The sequence below is a fragment of the Methanobrevibacter arboriphilus genome, assembly GCF_019669925.1.
In the GTDB taxonomy this organism is placed as follows: Archaea; Methanobacteriota; Methanobacteria; order Methanobacteriales; family Methanobacteriaceae; genus Methanobinarius; species Methanobinarius arboriphilus_A.
Genome location: NZ_AP019779.1, coordinates 1,291,582 through 1,310,668 on the forward strand (window position 1 = coordinate 1,291,582; position 19,087 = coordinate 1,310,668).

Sequence of the window (19,087 nt, forward strand, 5' to 3'; positions counted from 1 at the left end):
AATAATTAAAATAACTAAAAAAGGATTTAAACTAAAAAGAGGTGAATAAATGAAATATGCAATAGAAACTGATTCACTTACAAAAAAATATGGTGATTTTCTTGCTGTTAATGATTTAAATATGAAAATAAAAAATAAAAGTATTTTTGGATTTTTAGGACCAAATGGAGCAGGTAAAACCACAACAATAAAAATGTTAACCTGTCTTATAAAACCAACAAGTGGAACTGCAACAGTTGGAGGTTACGATGTTACCAAAAATCCAAATGAAGTAAGAAAGAAAATAGGAATGGTTCCACAACTTGTTAGTCTGTATAAAGATTTAACAGCTAAAGAAAATGTAGAACTTTGTGCTGACTACTATGGACTCAATGAAGATGAAAAAGAAGAAAGAATCCCAGAACTCATGGAGCTAGTTGATATTAAGTATGCTGAAGATAAGCTAGTTAAACAAATGTCTGGAGGTCAAAAACAAAAAGTATCCGTAGTAGCAAGTTTAATTCATAGACCAGATGTCTTATTTTTAGATGAACCAACAATAGGTTTAGATCCTACTACTAAAATGGTTTTATGGGATTTAATAGCTGAATTAAATGATCATGGGCATACTATAATCTTATGTTCTCATGATATGTATGAAGTAGAAATGTTATGTGAAAATGTTGGTATTATGAATTTAGGAGAATTAGCTGCATATGATACTCCTCAAGGATTAAAAGATAATTTAATGCATAAAAACGAGTTAGAAGTTCTTAAAAAAATGGAAAGCTTGTCCAGTATAGGGGAATTCACTGAAAAAGAATCAAAAGAATTAAAATCAATTGAAGAATCATTAAAACATAAAAATATTCCTACAGCTCTTTTTGACAAAGATCCAGACAATCACAGCCCAGAATATCTTGCAGAAATACAGAAACATTCCAAAGAAATTAGTATAATGATTAAAAATATGAATGATAAAATTTTAGAAGATATCAAAAAATTAGATGTTGTTTATCATGTTACTTCTAATCAAACTAGTGATGGTACTAGATTAACAATATCTGTTGACAGATTTGCTGAAAATAGTGTTAGTAATGTTATTGCAATCATTATTAAGAACGAAGGTAATATAAAATCAATTAATACTAGAGATCCATCTTTGGAAGATGTTTTTGTAGATGTTACTAGTAAAAAAGCTGTTGATAAAACTAATATAAATATAATTGATGAATAAATACACTGATAGATAAAAATATCAAATAAAGATAATAACTACAGACAATCAAAAATAATAATTATAAAAAGAGTTGAGAGTATATGGAAGGAAAAAAATTTATGTGGATGCTTAAAAAGGATCTTTTATCCCTTTGGAGACATAAACCACGATTAGTATCAATGTTTCTTTTCCCAATAATAATGATAGTATTGTTTGGCTATGGTATGGGAGGAACTATCGAAAATGTTCCTATAGCTATTGTAGATCAAAGTCATGGCGAAATGGCGGACCAAACACTTATGGCAGTTAAAAATATGTCTCTTTTTGAAGTAAAAAATATTACTTCAAATGTGAATCTAGCAAAGGAGATGGTAAATAACGGAGAGGTGAAGGCAGCTATAATACTGCCACCAAATTATGATGATATTAGGACGGATCAAAGTAAAATGGTAGTACTTTATCTAGATTCATCAGATCAAATAGCTTCTCAAGCCATAGTTCCAGCTACACAAGGATTGTTTAGTCAATTGAGTGCACAGATAGGTGCTGAGAAATTAGCTAGTTTAGAAGTTCAAAATACTGCAATGAATCCTCAAAGTAGTTCTTCAAATGGTAGTGGAGTAGCAAATACAACAGATAATTCAACAGCAGACAATTCAGCAGCAGATAGCTCAGGAGCAGATAGTTCAATTTCATCAAATGTTAATGGAATAGTAAATTCTATAAACTTACAAATAAACAGAATATATGGCGATATTGCATATATTGACTTTTTAGTTCCAGCAGTTTTAGCTATGACTGTTATGATGTCATGTATGATGGGTATGGGTCAATCTATTGCAGGTGAAAGAGAAACAGGAGAATTAGCAAGATTATTCATGACTCCTACAAGCATCACAACTGTTGTAGGTGGAAAAATATTTTCAAAACTAATAATAGAAATTGCTAAAGCTCTAATACTGCTGGCAGCGGCGATTCTACTTTTTGGTATAACGATAAACGGAAATATTTTCTTAGCTATAGGAGTGCTTATACTTGGAGCATTAACATTTGTTGGATTTGGAATAATGATTTCTGCAACTACACAAACACAAGAAGATTATACACAGATTGTAATGCCTTTCACTATGCCAATGATGTTCGTATCAGGTGTATTCTATCCAATAGAAACTATGCCATGGATTTTCCAAAAAATAGCTTATTTATTCCCATTAACTTATTTAAATGATGCTATGAGGGGAGTAATGATTAAAGGGGCAGGAATAGGAGATATATGGATTGACCTCTTAGTCCTTCTAGGATTTTTAGTATTTTTCTTTGTTGCAGGAGTTATAAGATTCGACAGAGATGTATAATAGAGGTTAAAAAATATAATAATAAAAATACTGATTTAAATGTTGATCTAAATATTAATTTAATTGATTTAACTATTTATTTAATTATTACTAATTTAATTATTAGTAATTTAATTATTACTAATTTAATTATTAGTAATTTAATTATTAGTAATTTAATTATTACTTGGTGATTTAATGTCAAAATCGATGACAAATAATTTTAAAAAAATTTTAATAGGAATGGCTATTCTTGCTATTTTTATAAATCCTATTGCAGGAGCTAATAATAATTGGACAATGTTTCAAGAAAACATTGAACATACTGGTTTTATAGAAGAAGCAGGTGATTTTGTTTCAAATTTATGGATACATGGTATGAATAATCCTATTCTATCCTCTCCAGCTATACAAGACAAAATAATATACCTGGCATCTGAAAATGGATTACTTGAAGCTATAAATATGGAAAATGGTGATATAAACTGGAAATATCAATTAAATGGAAGTGTTCAAGCATCTCCAGTTGTTAAAGGAGATAATTTGTTTATAGGTACAAATGTAGATAATAATAAAGGATATATGTATAGTTATAACATTGAAAATAAAAAATTATCTTGGAAATTTGAAATTTCAAAACCAATTGAATCTACTGCAACATTAACCAATGATACTATTTATTTTGGAGCAGATAATGGTAAAATTTATGCTTTAAATACAAAAGATGGGTCTAAGCTATGGGAAAAAGAAATTGGAGGAAAGGTAAAATCTTCACCAACATATGTCGATGGAACAGTTTATGTTGGTTCTACAAATGGAGTAGTTTTCGCACTAAATGGAAATGATGGAAGCCCAATATGGAACTACACTGTTGGAGATCAAGTAGTAGCTTCACCTAGCTATGGAGACGGTAAACTATATATAGGTTCACTTGATGGAACCATATATAGTTTAAATGGATCAGATGGAAGCCTTGCTTGGAAATATGACTTGGGAAATAAAGTCAATTCATCTGCATCATTAGACTTAAGAAACAATAATTTGTATATTGGTTCAGATAGTGATAATTTAACATGTTTAGATACTAGAGATGGTACTTTTAAATGGGCATATAAAACAGGAGGAGATGTTAGAACTACACCTGCTATATACGAAGATAAAGTTGTTTTTGGATCAAATGATGGAACTCAATATATCTTGAATAAATATACTGGAAATCCAGAATTAACATATAATCCTGGAACTTATCTATTTAATTCCCCAATAACTTCCTCTTCAGTAGTATACGGAGATGTGATATTTTTTGCAGGTAATGATGGGTATTTATATTCATTAGATGGAGATAAATTAAATACACCAATTTCTGTATTTGTATACTATGCTATAATTGTTATAATAGTTGTTTTAGCTGTAATAATAGGTTTAATAACTTTTATAAAAAGAAGAAGAAAATAAAAAATTAAAAATAAAAATTAAACTTTATAATTATTAACTTTATTTTTATTTTAAAATTTAATTTTAATCTAAAATAATTTTAATTTTTAGTTTAATTTTTAATTTAATTTTTAATTTAATAATTTTGAATTTAATTTTATTTTTATAATAGTTAGTTTTAGTTTATTTTCATTATTTTATATTGTATAATTTTATGTTGTTATAATTTTATATTATATTAATTTATATTGTATAATCTCATATTATATAGTATAATTTTATATTATAATATTATTTTAAACTATTAATTTATCTTTAATTATAATAAATATAAGGAGAATTAACATGAAGTATCGGAAAATAGAAAAAAATAAAGACAAATTATCTGTTTTAGGATATGGATGTATGAGATTTCCAAAAAAAAATCGAGTAATTGATTATGAAAAAACAGAAAAACAGATCATCACAGCTATTGAAAAAGGCGTTAATTATTTCGATACTGCATATTTATATCCAAAAAGTGAAGAAACTCTTGGAAAAATTTTAAAATCAAATAATTGTAGAGAAAAAGTTAAAATTGCAACAAAAATGCCTGTTCAAGCTATCAAAACTAGAGAAAAAATGGATGAAATTTTGGAAAATCAGCTGAAAAGGCTAAAAACTGATTATATAGACTACTACTTAATACATAATCTTATAAAATTTGAAGAATGGGAAAATCTTAAAAATCTTGGAATTTTAGATTTTATAAACTCTGAAAAAAAGAAAGGAAGACTAATAAACTTTGGTTTTTCATTTCATGGCAATTTACATGAATTTAAAAAAATAATCGATGATTATAACTGGGAAGTCTGTATGATACAATATAATTATATAGATGAACATTATCAGGCAGGAAATGAAGGATTAGATTATGCTGTATCAAAAAATATTGGAGTAATTGCAATGGAACCTCTAAGAGGAGGAATGTTAGTTGAAAAATTACCAAAAAAAGCAAAAAAAATTATTGAAAATTTCAATGTTAAAAGGTCTCCGGGGGAATGGGGATTAAGATGGGTTTGGGATAGTCCAGATATTAAGGTAGTTTTATCTGGAATGAATGATGATAAAATCATTGAAGAAAATATAAATGCTGCATCAGAATCTAGTCCAAATTCACTTAGTTTAGAAGAAAAACAAATGTTAGAAAAAGTTAAGGAAGAGTTTAAAAGTAAAATAAAGGTTGAATGTACTAACTGTGCCTATTGTATGCCATGTCCCCAAGGAGTTGATATACCTACTTGTTTTTCATCTTACAACGATAAATCAATTTTTGGAGGATTTAAACCACAAGTAATGTATGTAAATGCTACTGAAGATAAATCAGCAGCATATAAATGTACTCAATGTGGAGTCTGTGAGAAAAAATGCCCTCAAGAAATTCCTATTATTGAAGAGTTAAAAAATGTTAGTAAATCTATGGATAAATGGTATTATCGATTATTAGGAAAAATAGTCAAATTAATAATATATAGATAACCAATACATAGCTAATAATGTAAATAGCCAATAAATAACTAATATATAATTAATAATAATCAATAATAGAAAATATACACCAATTAAATATACAACCAATAAGCATTGAAAATATTGAACCAAATTAAATATGATATTTTAAATAATAACATTAAATAATTATTTAATATTAAATAATCATTTAATGATTACATATTCGATGCATAATCTCTAAAATTTCAACAATATAGATTTGTTAAATGAATACTCCTTTTTAATACAAATATTCCTTATTTTAATACTAAATATTAACATTATTATTAATTAGAAAATAGTTAAAAAATATTAGAATAAAAAATTAGAATAAAAAAGTTAGAATAAGCAATGCAATATAAAAATAAGATAAAAAAAGCTAAAGCCTTAATTATCTTTTTTAAGATGTATCTCTATAGTAGAAACATTGGTTGAAACACCATCGTTTCCAACAATTTCTTCAGTACAAATATCTATACTTTCAACATCCATGTCTGGTATAAAACGGTTTCTGACTATTTCAGCCACATCAACCGCTCTGCTAATAGCCCTTCCTCTTGCTTTCAAAACAACTTCGGATACGCCACTGTTCATCTGAGTTACTACTGCTAGTACATAATTCATTACTGGTTTATTTCCAATGTATACAATATTTTCTTCTGGCATATTAATGACCTCCGACACTATGTAATAATATATTATTTAACCATATTATATAATTTATGTTTTTAATATCTTTTAAAAACAATTTTTTAAAAAATACACTAAATTTTTATTAAATTCACTTTAAAAAAAAATTATTATAAAAATTTTAAAAGAAAAAATATCAAAATAATTTTTAAAAATGTAATACTAAAAAATTAAAAATAAAAATTAAAACTAGAAATTAAGAATAAATCTAATAAAAATAAAAAATAATACTAAAAATACCAAGAAATGATACTAAGAAATAATAGTAAAAAATGAAAAATAATGAAAATGAAATAAAATAAAAAGTTAAAAATAGAAAAAATAATAAAAATAATAAAAATTCATTTATACTGTTATTTGGCCTCTTTTATCATTAAAATTTTGTTAATTGAATTTAAAACTGCATCAACACTAGCCATAATAACATCTTCACGAGTAGCTCGTCCAGTAGCCTTATTATTTTCTTCATCAGAAGTAATGACAAAAACTTCAGCTAAAGCATCAGTTCCACCAGTAATAGCTTCTATATGATATTCTTCAAGCTGTATATTAGTAGTTCCTTTAACAAGAGTTTGAATAGCATTTAATGCTGCATCAACCGGACCAACACCGATAGAAGAAGTTTCTTTTTCTTTACCATTAATCATTAACTTAACAGTTGCAGTTGGTGAAACTGTTTTTCCAGAACCAGAACTAACAGATAAACCTATCAGTTTAACAGCCTCTTCTTTAGCTTTTCCAAGAACTGTTATAGCAATAGCTTTTAAATCAGCATCAGTTATAGATTTACCTTTATCACCAAGTCCTTTTACTTGATCATAAACAGTACAAAATTGTTCTTCATCCATTTTAATATCATATTCTGCTAATTTCGCTTTAAGTGCATTTGCACCAGTATGTTTACCTAAAGCTATTTTTCTAGTGTGACCAACAAGTTCAGGAGCAATAGGTTCATAAGTAGCTGCATTTTCTAAAACACCATGAACATGAATACCAGATTCATGAGCAAAAGCATTTTCACCAACAATAGGCTTATTAGGAGGCATTTTTATACCCGTAACTCTTGAAACAAAATCAGACAAGTTGTATAATTGCGTAGTGTCAATATCTAAATCAAGACCATAAGCAACTTTTAATGTAACAACAAGCTCTTCTAAAGAAGCATTGCCTCCTCGCTCCCCAATTCCATTTACAGTTACATGAGCTTGTTCTGCTCCAGATTCAATAGCAACAAGAGAATTAGCAACAGCTAAACCAAAATCATTATGAAAATGAACACTTATTGGTAATGACAACTCATTTTTAAGATTAGAAATTAATTTTCTAGAAGTAGTTGGAACTAAAACACCAACAGTATCGGGAACATTGATTAAATCTGCACCTGCATCTTCCACAGCTTTATAAACATCGATAAGATAATCAAGTTCGGTTCTAGTTGAATCTTCAGCAGAAAATTCTACAGTTATACCATGATCTTTAGCATATTCAATAGCAGAAGAAGCTTTATCTACAATCTCTTCTTTTGACATTTTAAGTTTAAAATCTCTATGAAGAGGAGAAGTTCCAATAAAAGTGTGCATATAGCTTAAATCACAATCCAACAAAGCATCAATATCATTTTTCAATACTCTAGCTAAACCACAAATATTTGCATTTAAACCCAAATCATTTATTAATTTAGCCGATTTCCGCTCTCCTTCAGAAACAGCTGGAAATCCATATTCGATAGTATTTATCCCAAGATTGTCTAACTTCTGAGCTATTTGTATTTTTTCATCAGTAGTCAGAGCTATTCCTGGAGCTTGTTCTCCATCCCTAAGAGTTGTATCAAAAATTTTAACCTTTTTTGAAAGAGTAATATCACTCTTTGGAATTTTTAAATCGTTTATTTCCACTTTGATTCCTCTATTTGATTCCTCTATATTGAATATTCTTCTAGCTATATTTAATATCACGAATAATTGATAAAAAATATAACATTATAAAATCTGTTTTTAATAGTATAAAAATTTTAAGAAGATAAATATATATATATATAAAAAAAAAATTTAAATTAAAATATTTAAATTAAAAATAATATAAATTAAGTTAATATATCCAATACTAAATCTAAGTTCCAATAGCTAAGCTTAAAAAATTTCTAACTCCTGGAGCTAGTCCTAGTATAAAAATAGCTAATTTCAAAGTTCCAGATAAAATCTCATCATCAACATATTTATCAATGATATATAAAGAGATACATATAACAATTATTTTTAGTGGAAACATAGTAATTGCTGTTCCAGATAGATTATATATTGAACCAGGAAGGACATGTTGTTCAAAATAGCCATAATAATCTACAGCAATGAAAGTAGAAGATGCATCAAACAAATGAGCAGATATAATTGATAGATTTATTTTACCATCATAAGAACTTAAAGTAAAAAGATCCCAAAATTTACCAATAATTATAAAAATAACAGTCATCACTATCCAAGATAAGATAACTTGACTAAAAGCTATTAAATTAATACTTTGAATATTAATTAAATTGATAATAGCTAAAATTAATCCAATGAAAAATAATGTATATTTAAAATCAATATCAGTCTTTTTCTGAATAATTATTCCTAAAAAAATAGATAGCACTACAATACCAGCTACAATAAAGTAAATTCCTGGAGTTATTAAAAACCAATTGTAAGGATATATTCCATTATCAACTAAAGCTCTTACACTAGATCCCAGGAAAATAAAAGGCATTAATGGGATTATAAGATCAGTAGGGTTGATTTTATAATGTTTAAAAATTTTAATAATCATGAAAAGAGCAATAACAAGAATTATCCAATAAACAATTGTGTTAAATATGGTATATCCTGAAAAAAAATAAATTGATAAAAAACTGATAAATGAGGATTCAATAGACATTTTATCATCCATATGTATATAAATAACTATTATATTAAATAATTATTATTTTAAATAAAGCTAAAAAGAAATATAACTAATAAATTCTCCTTATTTTTTTATTAAATACTTCTTTAGCAATTAAATAATTAGAAGTCCTTTTACCTCTAGCAATAGTATTATTTGGCTTAATAGAATCAATAACATCATCAACATTAGGTTCACTATCAATATCAATAATTTCAGTATAACAATTGCCAACTGATTCAATAAAATGAGAATCACTAGAACCAATCTTAGCTAAATTATACTTATTAGCAACTTTATTAGACCTATGATTAGAATACCCAATGATATATCTAGCATTTAAAACTTCAACACCCTCTACTGAACCATTATTAAGTTTATAATCCCCCATTAAACTTTTAAAAGTTTTTTCATTTTTAAAAAAAAGACCACTCCTATAAGAAGAAAATGGATGAGGTATAATAGCTATTCCACCTTCATCATGGATTTTTTCCACAGTTTCCTCAGGAGAAAGACCTTTTTCAATCACAGTATCCACTCCAAAACCAAGAATATGGCCTTCAGAAGAGGTAATTTCAATAGAAGGTACAACAAGAATATCATCAAAATTTTTCGATATTTCAGAAGCTATTTTAGAACCTTTAATAGTATCATGATCACTTATAGCTATAATATCTAACTTTATCTTTCTAGCTTGATCTATAATGCTTTTAGGACTAGATCTGGCATCTCCAGAATAACAACTATGAATATGAGGATCTAATTTCATTCTATCAAAAAAAATAATATATTATTTTATTTTAGTTTTTAATATTATTTGTAATAATATTAATTTTTTAAATATTCAACAGCTTTAATCAAACCAACAGGACCTGTCATCATAACATCTCCCCCTGGAGAAGCATTATAATAAGCTAAATTTGTTTTTTCAATAATTTTTCGCTTAGGTCCAGTGACAATCACCTTTTCAAGGGTTGAAATAGGATTAACTACATGTGCACCATGACCATGATCATCATGAACTTCTTTATGAGTTATAGTTCCATCAACAAGTCTTTGGACAAGTTTTTCTATTTTTTCTGGAGATAAACTAGAAGTATGATGCTCAAAAACACCTTGAATTTTTCCATCTTCAATAGAAGCAGCCATCGTATGACCATTACCAATATCCATAACAACAAAACTGTTTAAATGAGAAATTTCAGGATCAAAACAAGCCCCACAAATAGAAGCAAATTTAGAATCCATAATAATTGGATTTAAACCAAAAAGAGATTCTTCAATAGCTTTCATTCGAGAAAAATAATCAGGAACATTACCATCAAAAGCAAATTCTTCAACATGCATAGGATAACTTAACTTTTCTTTAATTTTTTCAAATCTAAAATCTCTATCACCCATTTTCTCACTAAAACCATGATCTTGAGCAGCGACTGCAATTTTATCAAATTTGAAGTTTATATCATATTCTGAAATTGTTGAAGTTATTTGTTCAATATTAACATCTATTAAGTTTATTTTATAATAATTTGAATATTTTGAATCTTTTAAAAAGCTGCCATTATCAACAATTTCAACTCCCAAATCCTCAACTACTTTTAAATCATCTTTTATAGTTCTAGCAGGCTGTTTTTCCATGACTATTTTATAGCCATTTTCTATATGAGCGATAATAGCACTTTTAATTTTTCCTCCACCCATTATAGTTCCATCAAAGTAAATATTGTTTCCTTTAGCTGTTTGTTCCTTAATTTTTTCAACAATTATTACAGGTGGAGAAGGTAAAACTAATTTTATAGAATTTTCAAGTTCTTTTTCATCATCATAAAATAATATATCTTGAGTTCCTGCACCAATGTCAATTGCTAAAATTTTCATAAAAATAATTGTATTTAAAAATATTTAAAACTATTCAATTATAAAAATTTAAAATTATTCCATATTATTCAATGAATTCATTGAAAAAAAATTCAATGAAAAAATATTAATAAGTATCTAAAATAAAAGTATTTAAAATATTTTTATTAAAAATATTTTAAAAATTTAATATATTAAATATTTCATGTAGAATTCAAAATATAATATTTAAAATTAATCATAAAATGGTTATGAAATTAAAATTACTATGAATTATAAAATGTGTATAAATATTAAAACAAATATACATATTAAACTTAAGTTAAATATGAAGTAAACCAATAATAAACTAAATAGTAATCAAAATTAAAAATAATAATATAATTTATACTTGTGTTATATTTTATATCTAAATTTTATACATTATATCTTGATTTCATATTTTATACTTATACCTTATATTTATACCTTGGTGATGTAATGAGTAATAGGCTAGCAAGAGGAAGCATTTTAATATTAATAGGTAATATAATATTTCGTATTGGAGGATTCGTATATCGATTTTTAATGGGACAGCTTCTAGGACCCTCCTCTTATGGAATATTAAGTTATACACTACAATTTCAAGGTATTCTTCAAGTATTATCTGCAGGAGGGTTACCTCCAGCTATAGCTAAGTATGTGGCAGAGTATACTGCTATTGATGAAAGAGCCCTTGCAAGACAAACGATATACACTTCACTAAAAATAATGCTCTTTCTTGGAATTGTATTTGGTTTTTTAATGGTTTTTTTTATTGCCCCCTATTTAACAGCTTTAAATCCAAAAATGCCTGGACTTTTATATCCATTACAAGCAGTAGGTTTTATAGTTCCATTTAGTGTCATTGTAGGAGCATTCAGAGGTGCTTTCCAAGGTGTTATCAAAATGGAATATATTTTAGCTACCCGAGCTACAGAACAAATTTCTATGATAGTTTTTGCTACATTATTAGTTTTATTAGGATATTCTGCATTTGGAGCAGTAATGGGTTCTGTAATAGGATTTGCAGCTTCAGCAATACTATCTGTTATTATATTCCAAAGGTATATGTGGAAATATGTCCCTAAACCAGAAGTAGAATATAAATTTTCAATCTATGAAGAATTAAAATTAGCTAAAAAGATGATATTCTTTGCTGTCCCAGTGACTATAACTGCATTAGCTGAAATGCTTATTTTTGCAATATCTACTTTTGTTATAGCTAAATTATTAGGAGATACATTTACAGGGTATTTTGGTGCTGCCGATCCGATTTCTAGATTCCCTTTAATAATTTCAACTTCACTTGCAACAACAATATTACCTGCAGTTTCAGCTGCATTCAGTACAAAAAATCAAAATTTACTTAGTAAATATGTTTCACAATCATATAAATACTCAATGTTAGTTGTTATTCCTATGTGTATTGGAATATCTTTATTTTCAACTCCAATACTTCAAATCACATTTCCAAGATTTTTAGATGCAGCTCCTGCATTAAGTATACTTGTTATAGGAATGACATTTTATTCACTGTTTGCAATTTCTTCAAGTATTGTTCAAGGTATTGGAAATCCAAGAATTCCAATGTATGTCTTAGTAACAGGGGCAATTGCAACATTTATTCTTAATTGGGTAATGGTTCCAATTTATGGAATTGTTGGTGGAGCTATTGCAACTACAATAGCATGTTTTTTAATTATGATCCCTATATTAAAAATGAGTTTTAGTTTAACAAATACAAAAGCTCCTATTTCCTTTATTGGAAAAGTTATTATATCATCATTATTAATGGGTTTAATTATTTTAATTATTCCAAATACAGTACTTGGATTAATATTAGGAATAATAGTTTGTCCAATAATTTATTTGGTATTCCTAATACTTCTAAAATCATTTTCTGAAGAAGATATAAATGCTATTCGTAGATTTTCTCATAAATTTGGACCATTATCTAATATAATTAATAAAATTTTAAAAATAATTGAGAGATTCATATAATTATCAAAAAGATAAATAATAAAATGAAAAAAGATAAATAATGAGATAAAATAATAGAAAGGTAAATAAAAAATGAAATAAATGAAATATTATATTCATTATTAATATTCTCTTATTAAATTTATATAATATTTCTTAATATTGTTTATATAATATTTTTTTATAATATTATTGTTTATAATAATTTAAAAATTCAACAAATCGTTTTAAAGTTTTATTTAAAGTTTTAAAGCCATATTCATCTTTTTTTACACCTTCTAGTGTATCTTGTGACCATAAAGTAGCTCCAAGATTAGCTCCAAAAGGACCTCCACTTACAGGAATTATTCCACTTAAAATATAATAAGTGTTAATCTGTTGAATAGCTAATTCTTGCCCTCCAGCCCTGTCACCTCCAACAGCAATTGACATACCTATTTTACCTTTAAGTAAATTAATATCTTCAGCACCAAGAGCTCGGCATCTATCCATTACAGCTTTAATTTGTGATGAAATTGATCCATTATACATTGGACTTGCAAGTATAATTCCATCTGCTTTTCTAAGCAAATCATAAACATCAAACATGTCATCCTTCATTACACATTCTTTCTTTTTTAAACAATAATCACAGTGCCGACAAGGATTTATTTCTTTGCCCCGTACAGTGAACATTTCAGTTTCAAAGCCTTGTTTTTTTAAATCCTCTAAAGATTTATCAAGAACATACTCAGTAGCTTTTTTTCTTGGACTTCCACAAATTCCTACAATAAACATGAATAAAGCCTCCCAAACTTAACCCAAATTTAAATTTTGAGTTAAAAGTTTTATCCTAAATATTAAAATATATTGTATTATTTAAGCTATTTCACCTTTAAATTATCTCTTAAATTAAACCACTAAAATAACATTGTATTATTATTTAATACTCTAATTGGGATAATTAATTGATATTATTATTATTAATTTCATTATAAATATAATTGTTCATAAATTAACAAAAATATCTTAACAATATGAATTAATTATGTATAATAATAAAATAATTAAGATTAAAAATGAGATAAATAATAATATAGAAATAATGATATAAGAAATAGAGATGAAAAATAATAATATAAAAATAATAAAATGAAAAATAATGAGACTAAAAATAATAAAAAGATAAATAAACGATAATAATAAAATAAATAATATAATAATATATAATTATATAAAAATAATTATATTAAAAATATATAATATATTTATTTAGTAGAATTTATATTGAGGATTCTTATGGAATTTATAAGAGCTATCGTTAAAAAATATTCTAGAGAATATAACAGAACTCTAAAAAATGGTAAAAAAAAGAAATACCAAACAGAACAAGTTCAAATAACAGTGCCCAAAGAAGATAATATATTTGAGAATGATGAAATTGTACTCATTATTCCATCAAAATATATGAATGAAATTGAAAGAAGTTCTGATGAAATAAACAAGTGGAAGCTAAAAAATAATAAATTAAACGAAGATAACGATAGTTTAAAATCTACAATAGAAAAAAATAATGATACAATCTATAATATTAAAACTAATATAGAAAAATTAAATGTGGAAAATAGTTCTCTTAAGAAAAAACTCAAAAAATATGAAGCAAAAACTAATAATCAAGAACAAGAAAATTGTATATTTTCAGGAAAACCTGCTAATTTAGATAAAATAAAAATTTTAGACAAAAATAAAGATTTAAATAGATTAAATCAGGAAAACAAAGATTTAAAAAAAGATAAAGAGAATTTAAAGGAAAAAATAGAATTTTTAGACTCATATATAAAAGATTTAAAGTATAGTATAAAAACACTCCAATATTCGCAAAAAAAAGAAGTATCGATACTTAAAGAAGAATATGATAAGTTAAAACAAGAATGTGAAAATTTAAAACAGGAATCTAAAAACAAAGAACTTGCCCTTAAAAAAGCAAAACAATCTGCAACTTATCATGAAAATATTTCTAAAAAGCTAAAAGAATTTATCTTAAAATCGTACTAAATTAAAAAACATTTAAAACATTTAAAAATCATTGAAAATAGTTAAAAATTAATAAAATATTTAAATTTAAATATTTAAAAATAATAAAATGTTTAAAGCTAATAAAATATTTAAAAAGAATAAAACTAATTAATAATGGACATTAAACTGCTTTTTCTCCTTTTTCACCAGTTCTTATTCTTATAACCTCTTCAATATTAGAAATAAATATTTTTCCATCTCCAATTTCCCCTGTTCGACCACTTTTAATAATAGCATCTACAACCTCCTCAACTTGATTATCATTAACAACTATCTCTAATTTTGTTTTTGGAAGAAATTCTATACAGTAATTATGACCTCTATAATACTCTCTTAGCCCTCTTTGTCTTCCTTTTCCTTTAACTTCAGATAAATTCATTCCTTGACAACCAACTTCGACAAGTGCATTTTTAACATCTTCTAATTTTTCCTGACGAATAATAGCTACAATTTTTTTCATTTTAGAAACCTCTAATAATATTGATAAACTTATATATTAATATAAACCATATTTTAAATAAAAAATACTAAACAAAATTATATTATATCTCATTATTCATATAATTTAATAATTTTTTATTTTAATTAATTTTTTGATTGTTATTAATATATAGTATACTATAAATTATATTATATTCTAAATTTTTGTAAAATGATAAAGTTTTATAATCTATAGCCAGATTCTTCATGGACATGAGTATCCAAACCTTCTATTTCTTCTTTTTCAGATACTCTAAGGCCAATTGTCCAATCAATGAATTTACCTATTATCAATGTTATTACAAATGCATAAGCCATTGTAGAAACTGTAGCAATTAATTGAATTAAAAGTTGATTAGCATTACCTTCTATTAATCCTGAAACACCTCCAACAGCAACTACTGCAAAAATTCCTGTGGCTATAGTTCCCCAAATACCCGATACTCCATGTATTCCAAAAACATCTAGAGCATCATCATAGTCAAATTTTGGTTTAATATAACTAATAGCTATATATGATAAGATTGCTGCAAAAAATCCAATTACAACTGCACCATCAGCATTTACAAATCCCGCGGCAGGAGTCATAGCAACAAGAGCAGAAATAGCCCCAGAAATAGCTCCAAGTACAGTTGGTTTTCCTTCTCTCCAAATATCAATACAAACCCATGTTAAAAGACCTACTGCAGCTCCTAAGTTACTAACTAATAAAGCTGATGCAGCAAGACCTCCTGCAGTTAAAGCAGAACCTCCATTAAAACCTAGCCATCCAAACCATAGAAATCCTGCACCCAATACAGTGTATCCCAAATTATGTGGTAATAGAGATCTGTCTTTTCTTCTTCCAATTATAAGAGCTAATGCTAATGCAGAAAGACCAGAACATATTTCAACGACTGTTCCTCCAGCAAAATCAATAACACCCATGTTCATTAGCCATCCACCACCCCAAACCCAGTGAGTGATAGGAATGTAAACACCAATTGTCCAAAGCACTACAAAAACAACCCATGCTGAAAATTTCATTCTTCCAACAATAGCTCCAGAAATAAGAGCTGCTGTCAACCCTGCAAAAGTTAGTTGAAAAGCTATATAAACATATGTAGGTATTGTGCCTGTTATTGAATTTATTCCAACATCATGTAACATTATACTTGTAGGATATCCAATAAAACCTGAAATAGAATTTCCAAACCCAAGTTCATAACCAAAAGCTATCCAAATTATCGTTACTATTGAAAAAGCAATTAAAGTTAAAAACATAGTATTTAAAACATTTTTCTTTTTAGCTAAGCCACCATAAAAAAAAGCAATCCCTGGGATACTCATTAAAAGTACTAAGATAGTAGAAATAAGAACCCATGAAGTATCCCCTGCATTTAGTATTCCTTCCATAAAAAACCTCTTATATAAATTTAATTTATTAATAAACAAATATTCCAATTCAAATCCTAAATAAAAGAAAATAGAACATTAAAATAATACAAATTATTTTATGAATATAAGGAAAACGGAAACCTTATACCTACAGCTATATTAATTTTAAGATATATAAAACTTATTATAATTCACCAATATGTAAAATAATTAGAAATTAAGCAATTTCTTATGATTTTCACAATAATATATAAAATACATAGAAAAAAGAATGAAATATTAATCAATATAACAAGAAAAATCAAATTTACTATAAATAAATTAAAAAATATAATGAATTAATTAAATAAAAAAATTAAGTATAAAAATAGTAAAAAGTAGTAAAAATAGAAATAAAAGGAAAATAAAAGAAAATTAAAAGGAAATTAAAAAGAATAAAAAGAAAAAAATAAAAATAGATACTGAAAAGAAAAATAAAGAGATTATATTAAATATAATATCTTTTTAGCTAATCAATTTACTCAATTATCAGAAGATAACTGATTAGAAAGAAATTTATCATATCCTACAAGATCAAGCAAACCATGTCCAGATAAATTAAAGACAATCGTTTTTTCTTCTCCAGTTTCTTTACATTTTTTAGCTTCATCAATAGCAACTTTAATAGCATGAGTAGATTCTGGTGCAGGTACAATACCTTCAGATTTAGCAAATAAAATACCTGCCTTGAAAACTTCTTTCTGAGTAGCAGATTTAGCATCAATAATCCCTTCTTTTTTAAGTAAAGAAACTTGAGGAGACATACCATGATATCTAAGTCCACCTGCATGTACAGAAGGAGCTACAAAATCATGCCCTAATGTGAACATTTTAATAAGAGGAGTTAAACCAGTAGTATCTCCAAAATCAAAATCATATTTACCTTCAGTCAAAGTAGGGCAGGAACTAGGCTCAACACCTATAAACTCACAATCACTATTACCATCAATTTTATCTTTAATAAAAGGGAATGTAAATCCTGCAAAATTACTTCCACCACCAACACATCCAATCATTACATCAGGTTCTTCTTCAGCAATCTCTAATTGTGTTTTAACTTCTTGGCCAATGATTGTTTGATGTAACATTACATGATTTAAAGCACTACCAATTGAGTAATATGCATGTTCATTATCTAACGCATCTTCAATAGCTTCAGAAATAGCTATTCCAAGAGATCCTGGATGATCTGGATTTTCAGCTAAAGTTTTTCTTCCAGCTTCTGTATATTTACTTGGAGAAGCATGAACTTCCCCTCCATAGATGCCCATTATGACTTTTCTGAAAGGCTTTTGATCAAAAGATACTTTAACCATATAAACAGTGCAATCCAAATCAACTTGAGAACAAGCAAGTGAAAGAGCAGTACCCCATTGTCCAGCACCTGTTTCTGTTGTCAACCTTTCAATTCCATCTTTTTTTGCATAATATGCTTGTGGAATTGCACTATTTAGCTTATGGCTGCCAGTTGGAGAAGAATCTTCTCTTTTAAAATATATTTTTGCAGGAGTGTTTAACTTATCTTCTAGACCTTTAGCTCTAAATAAAGGGCTTGGCCTACCCATTCTCATATATAATTCCCTTACTTCATTTGGGATATTAATATATCTTTCTGTTGAAAATTCTTGTTCAAGAACTCCTTTTGAAAAAATCTTAGGGAGATATTCAATCTGATTTTTACCCTCACTATTTTTTGGAGGAGGAATTTCAGAAGGAAGATCTGCATTAATATTATACCATTTTTTTGGTACTTCATCGGAAGATAATTCTATTTTATACATAATTCACCTTTTTCTATTGTTTAAATTATATTTATATGGATTTTTCATGAATAATATCATCTACATAAATATTTACATAAATAATATTATTTGTAAATTTTATCAAAATATTCATAATTATAATTTCTTTTATAACTTCTTGTTACAATTTCTTATTAATATTTCTTGTACAATTTATCATTATATTAAAAATTATCCAAAGTACTATTTAAACCTTTGTTGTACATTATTGTACATTATAATATTTTGTTTAATATAATATTATATTCAATTATAATATTTTATTTATTTATAATACTTCATTACATATAATCTTCATCAATATAAACTCTATGTAATTTTATAATTTTTATTAAATAAGAATAATAATAAAAATAATAAAAAGAATACTA

The 19,087-nt window shown here is 26.4% G+C and carries 15 protein-coding genes; 6 read left to right on the top strand and 9 right to left on the bottom strand.

Features of this window, described 5'->3' with window-relative positions; genetic code table 11:
- Positions 1–49 precede the first annotated feature (49 nt).
- The 4 genes from MarbSA_RS05685 to MarbSA_RS05700 all read left to right on the top strand — a co-directional run bounded on the left by MarbSA_RS05685 (position 50) and on the right by MarbSA_RS05700 (position 5,484).
- Complete coding sequence (locus MarbSA_RS05685; protein ID WP_221061134.1) at positions 50–1,216, top strand: ATP-binding cassette domain-containing protein; 1,167 nt, start codon at positions 50–52, stop codon at positions 1,214–1,216.
- A gap of 83 nt (positions 1,217–1,299) precedes the next feature.
- Positions 1,300–2,553, top strand: coding sequence for an ABC transporter permease (locus tag MarbSA_RS05690; RefSeq protein WP_054834757.1), 1,254 nt, complete (start codon positions 1,300–1,302; stop codon positions 2,551–2,553).
- Between the two features lie 177 nt (positions 2,554–2,730).
- Entirely contained in the window at positions 2,731–3,987 is a 1,257-nt protein-coding gene (locus MarbSA_RS05695; RefSeq protein WP_221061135.1) for an outer membrane protein assembly factor BamB family protein, read from the top strand.
- A 324-nt stretch (positions 3,988–4,311) separates the two neighbouring features.
- Positions 4,312–5,484 (top strand): aldo/keto reductase, encoded by a 1,173-nt coding sequence (locus tag MarbSA_RS05700; RefSeq protein WP_221061136.1) that lies wholly within the window; start codon positions 4,312–4,314, stop codon positions 5,482–5,484.
- Positions 5,485–5,883: 399 nt separating this feature from the next.
- Here the strand turns inward: MarbSA_RS05700 and albA are convergent, their stop codons facing one another.
- From albA to MarbSA_RS05725, 5 genes are all read right to left on the bottom strand, one after another.
- Positions 5,884–6,162, bottom strand: coding sequence for a DNA-binding protein Alba (gene albA, locus MarbSA_RS05705; RefSeq protein WP_042702564.1), 279 nt, complete (start codon positions 6,160–6,162; stop codon positions 5,884–5,886).
- Positions 6,163–6,539: 377 nt separating this feature from the next.
- Entirely contained in the window at positions 6,540–8,060 is a 1,521-nt protein-coding gene (locus tag MarbSA_RS05710; RefSeq protein WP_432420123.1) for a 2-isopropylmalate synthase, read from the bottom strand.
- 235 nt (positions 8,061–8,295) lie between these two features.
- The gene (locus tag MarbSA_RS05715; protein WP_244987853.1) at positions 8,296–9,099 is read right to left on the bottom strand and encodes a DUF63 family protein; all 804 of its coding nucleotides are present in this window, start codon (positions 9,097–9,099) and stop codon (positions 8,296–8,298) included.
- Positions 9,100–9,175: 76 nt separating this feature from the next.
- On the bottom strand, positions 9,176–9,874 hold the full coding sequence (locus tag MarbSA_RS05720) for a PHP domain-containing protein (protein WP_221061139.1): 699 nt from the start codon (positions 9,872–9,874) through the stop codon (positions 9,176–9,178).
- A gap of 59 nt (positions 9,875–9,933) precedes the next feature.
- Entirely contained in the window at positions 9,934–10,983 is a 1,050-nt protein-coding gene (locus MarbSA_RS05725; RefSeq protein ID WP_042702572.1) for a DUF1786 domain-containing protein, read from the bottom strand.
- Positions 10,984–11,442: 459 nt separating this feature from the next.
- On the opposite strand from MarbSA_RS05725, the gene MarbSA_RS05730 reads away from it, so the two are divergent.
- On the top strand, positions 11,443–12,984 hold the full coding sequence (locus MarbSA_RS05730) for a flippase (protein WP_042702575.1): 1,542 nt from the start codon (positions 11,443–11,445) through the stop codon (positions 12,982–12,984).
- A 168-nt stretch (positions 12,985–13,152) separates the two neighbouring features.
- Here the strand turns inward: MarbSA_RS05730 and MarbSA_RS05735 are convergent, their stop codons facing one another.
- Positions 13,153–13,740, bottom strand: coding sequence for a flavodoxin family protein (locus tag MarbSA_RS05735; RefSeq protein WP_042702578.1), 588 nt, complete (start codon positions 13,738–13,740; stop codon positions 13,153–13,155).
- A gap of 501 nt (positions 13,741–14,241) precedes the next feature.
- Between MarbSA_RS05735 and MarbSA_RS05740 the strand changes: the two genes are divergently transcribed.
- Positions 14,242–14,997 (top strand): hypothetical protein, encoded by a 756-nt coding sequence (locus tag MarbSA_RS05740; RefSeq protein ID WP_221061140.1) that lies wholly within the window; start codon positions 14,242–14,244, stop codon positions 14,995–14,997.
- 142 nt (positions 14,998–15,139) lie between these two features.
- Here MarbSA_RS05740 and MarbSA_RS05745 read toward each other — a convergent pair whose 3' ends face one another.
- The 3 genes from MarbSA_RS05745 to MarbSA_RS05755 form a co-directional block, all read right to left on the bottom strand.
- Positions 15,140–15,478, bottom strand: coding sequence for a P-II family nitrogen regulator (locus MarbSA_RS05745; protein WP_054835887.1), 339 nt, complete (start codon positions 15,476–15,478; stop codon positions 15,140–15,142).
- A 203-nt stretch (positions 15,479–15,681) separates the two neighbouring features.
- Positions 15,682–16,893: an ammonium transporter gene (locus tag MarbSA_RS05750; RefSeq protein ID WP_042702587.1), complete on the bottom strand. Its 1,212-nt coding sequence runs from the start codon at positions 16,891–16,893 to the stop codon at positions 15,682–15,684.
- 503 nt (positions 16,894–17,396) lie between these two features.
- Positions 17,397–18,698 (bottom strand): TrpB-like pyridoxal phosphate-dependent enzyme, encoded by a 1,302-nt coding sequence (locus MarbSA_RS05755; RefSeq protein ID WP_221062061.1) that lies wholly within the window; start codon positions 18,696–18,698, stop codon positions 17,397–17,399.
- Positions 18,699–19,087: the final 389 nt, after the last annotated feature.

Coding starts and splice junctions, on each gene's coding strand:
- MarbSA_RS05685 (WP_221061134.1), top strand. CDS start 50: ATGAAATATGCAATAGAAACTGATTCACTTACAAAAAAATATGGTGAT.
- MarbSA_RS05690 (WP_054834757.1), top strand. CDS start 1,300: ATGGAAGGAAAAAAATTTATGTGGATGCTTAAAAAGGATCTTTTATCC.
- MarbSA_RS05695 (WP_221061135.1), top strand. CDS start 2,731: ATGTCAAAATCGATGACAAATAATTTTAAAAAAATTTTAATAGGAATG.
- MarbSA_RS05700 (WP_221061136.1), top strand. CDS start 4,312: ATGAAGTATCGGAAAATAGAAAAAAATAAAGACAAATTATCTGTTTTA.
- albA (WP_042702564.1), bottom strand. CDS start 6,162: ATGCCAGAAGAAAATATTGTATACATTGGAAATAAACCAGTAATGAAT.
- MarbSA_RS05715 (WP_244987853.1), bottom strand. CDS start 9,099: ATGTCTATTGAATCCTCATTTATCAGTTTTTTATCAATTTATTTTTTT.
- MarbSA_RS05720 (WP_221061139.1), bottom strand. CDS start 9,874: ATGAAATTAGATCCTCATATTCATAGTTGTTATTCTGGAGATGCCAGA.
- MarbSA_RS05725 (WP_042702572.1), bottom strand. CDS start 10,983: ATGAAAATTTTAGCAATTGACATTGGTGCAGGAACTCAAGATATATTA.
- MarbSA_RS05730 (WP_042702575.1), top strand. CDS start 11,443: ATGAGTAATAGGCTAGCAAGAGGAAGCATTTTAATATTAATAGGTAAT.
- MarbSA_RS05735 (WP_042702578.1), bottom strand. CDS start 13,740: ATGTTTATTGTAGGAATTTGTGGAAGTCCAAGAAAAAAAGCTACTGAG.
- MarbSA_RS05740 (WP_221061140.1), top strand. CDS start 14,242: ATGGAATTTATAAGAGCTATCGTTAAAAAATATTCTAGAGAATATAAC.
- MarbSA_RS05745 (WP_054835887.1), bottom strand. CDS start 15,478: ATGAAAAAAATTGTAGCTATTATTCGTCAGGAAAAATTAGAAGATGTT.
- MarbSA_RS05750 (WP_042702587.1), bottom strand. CDS start 16,893: ATGGAAGGAATACTAAATGCAGGGGATACTTCATGGGTTCTTATTTCT.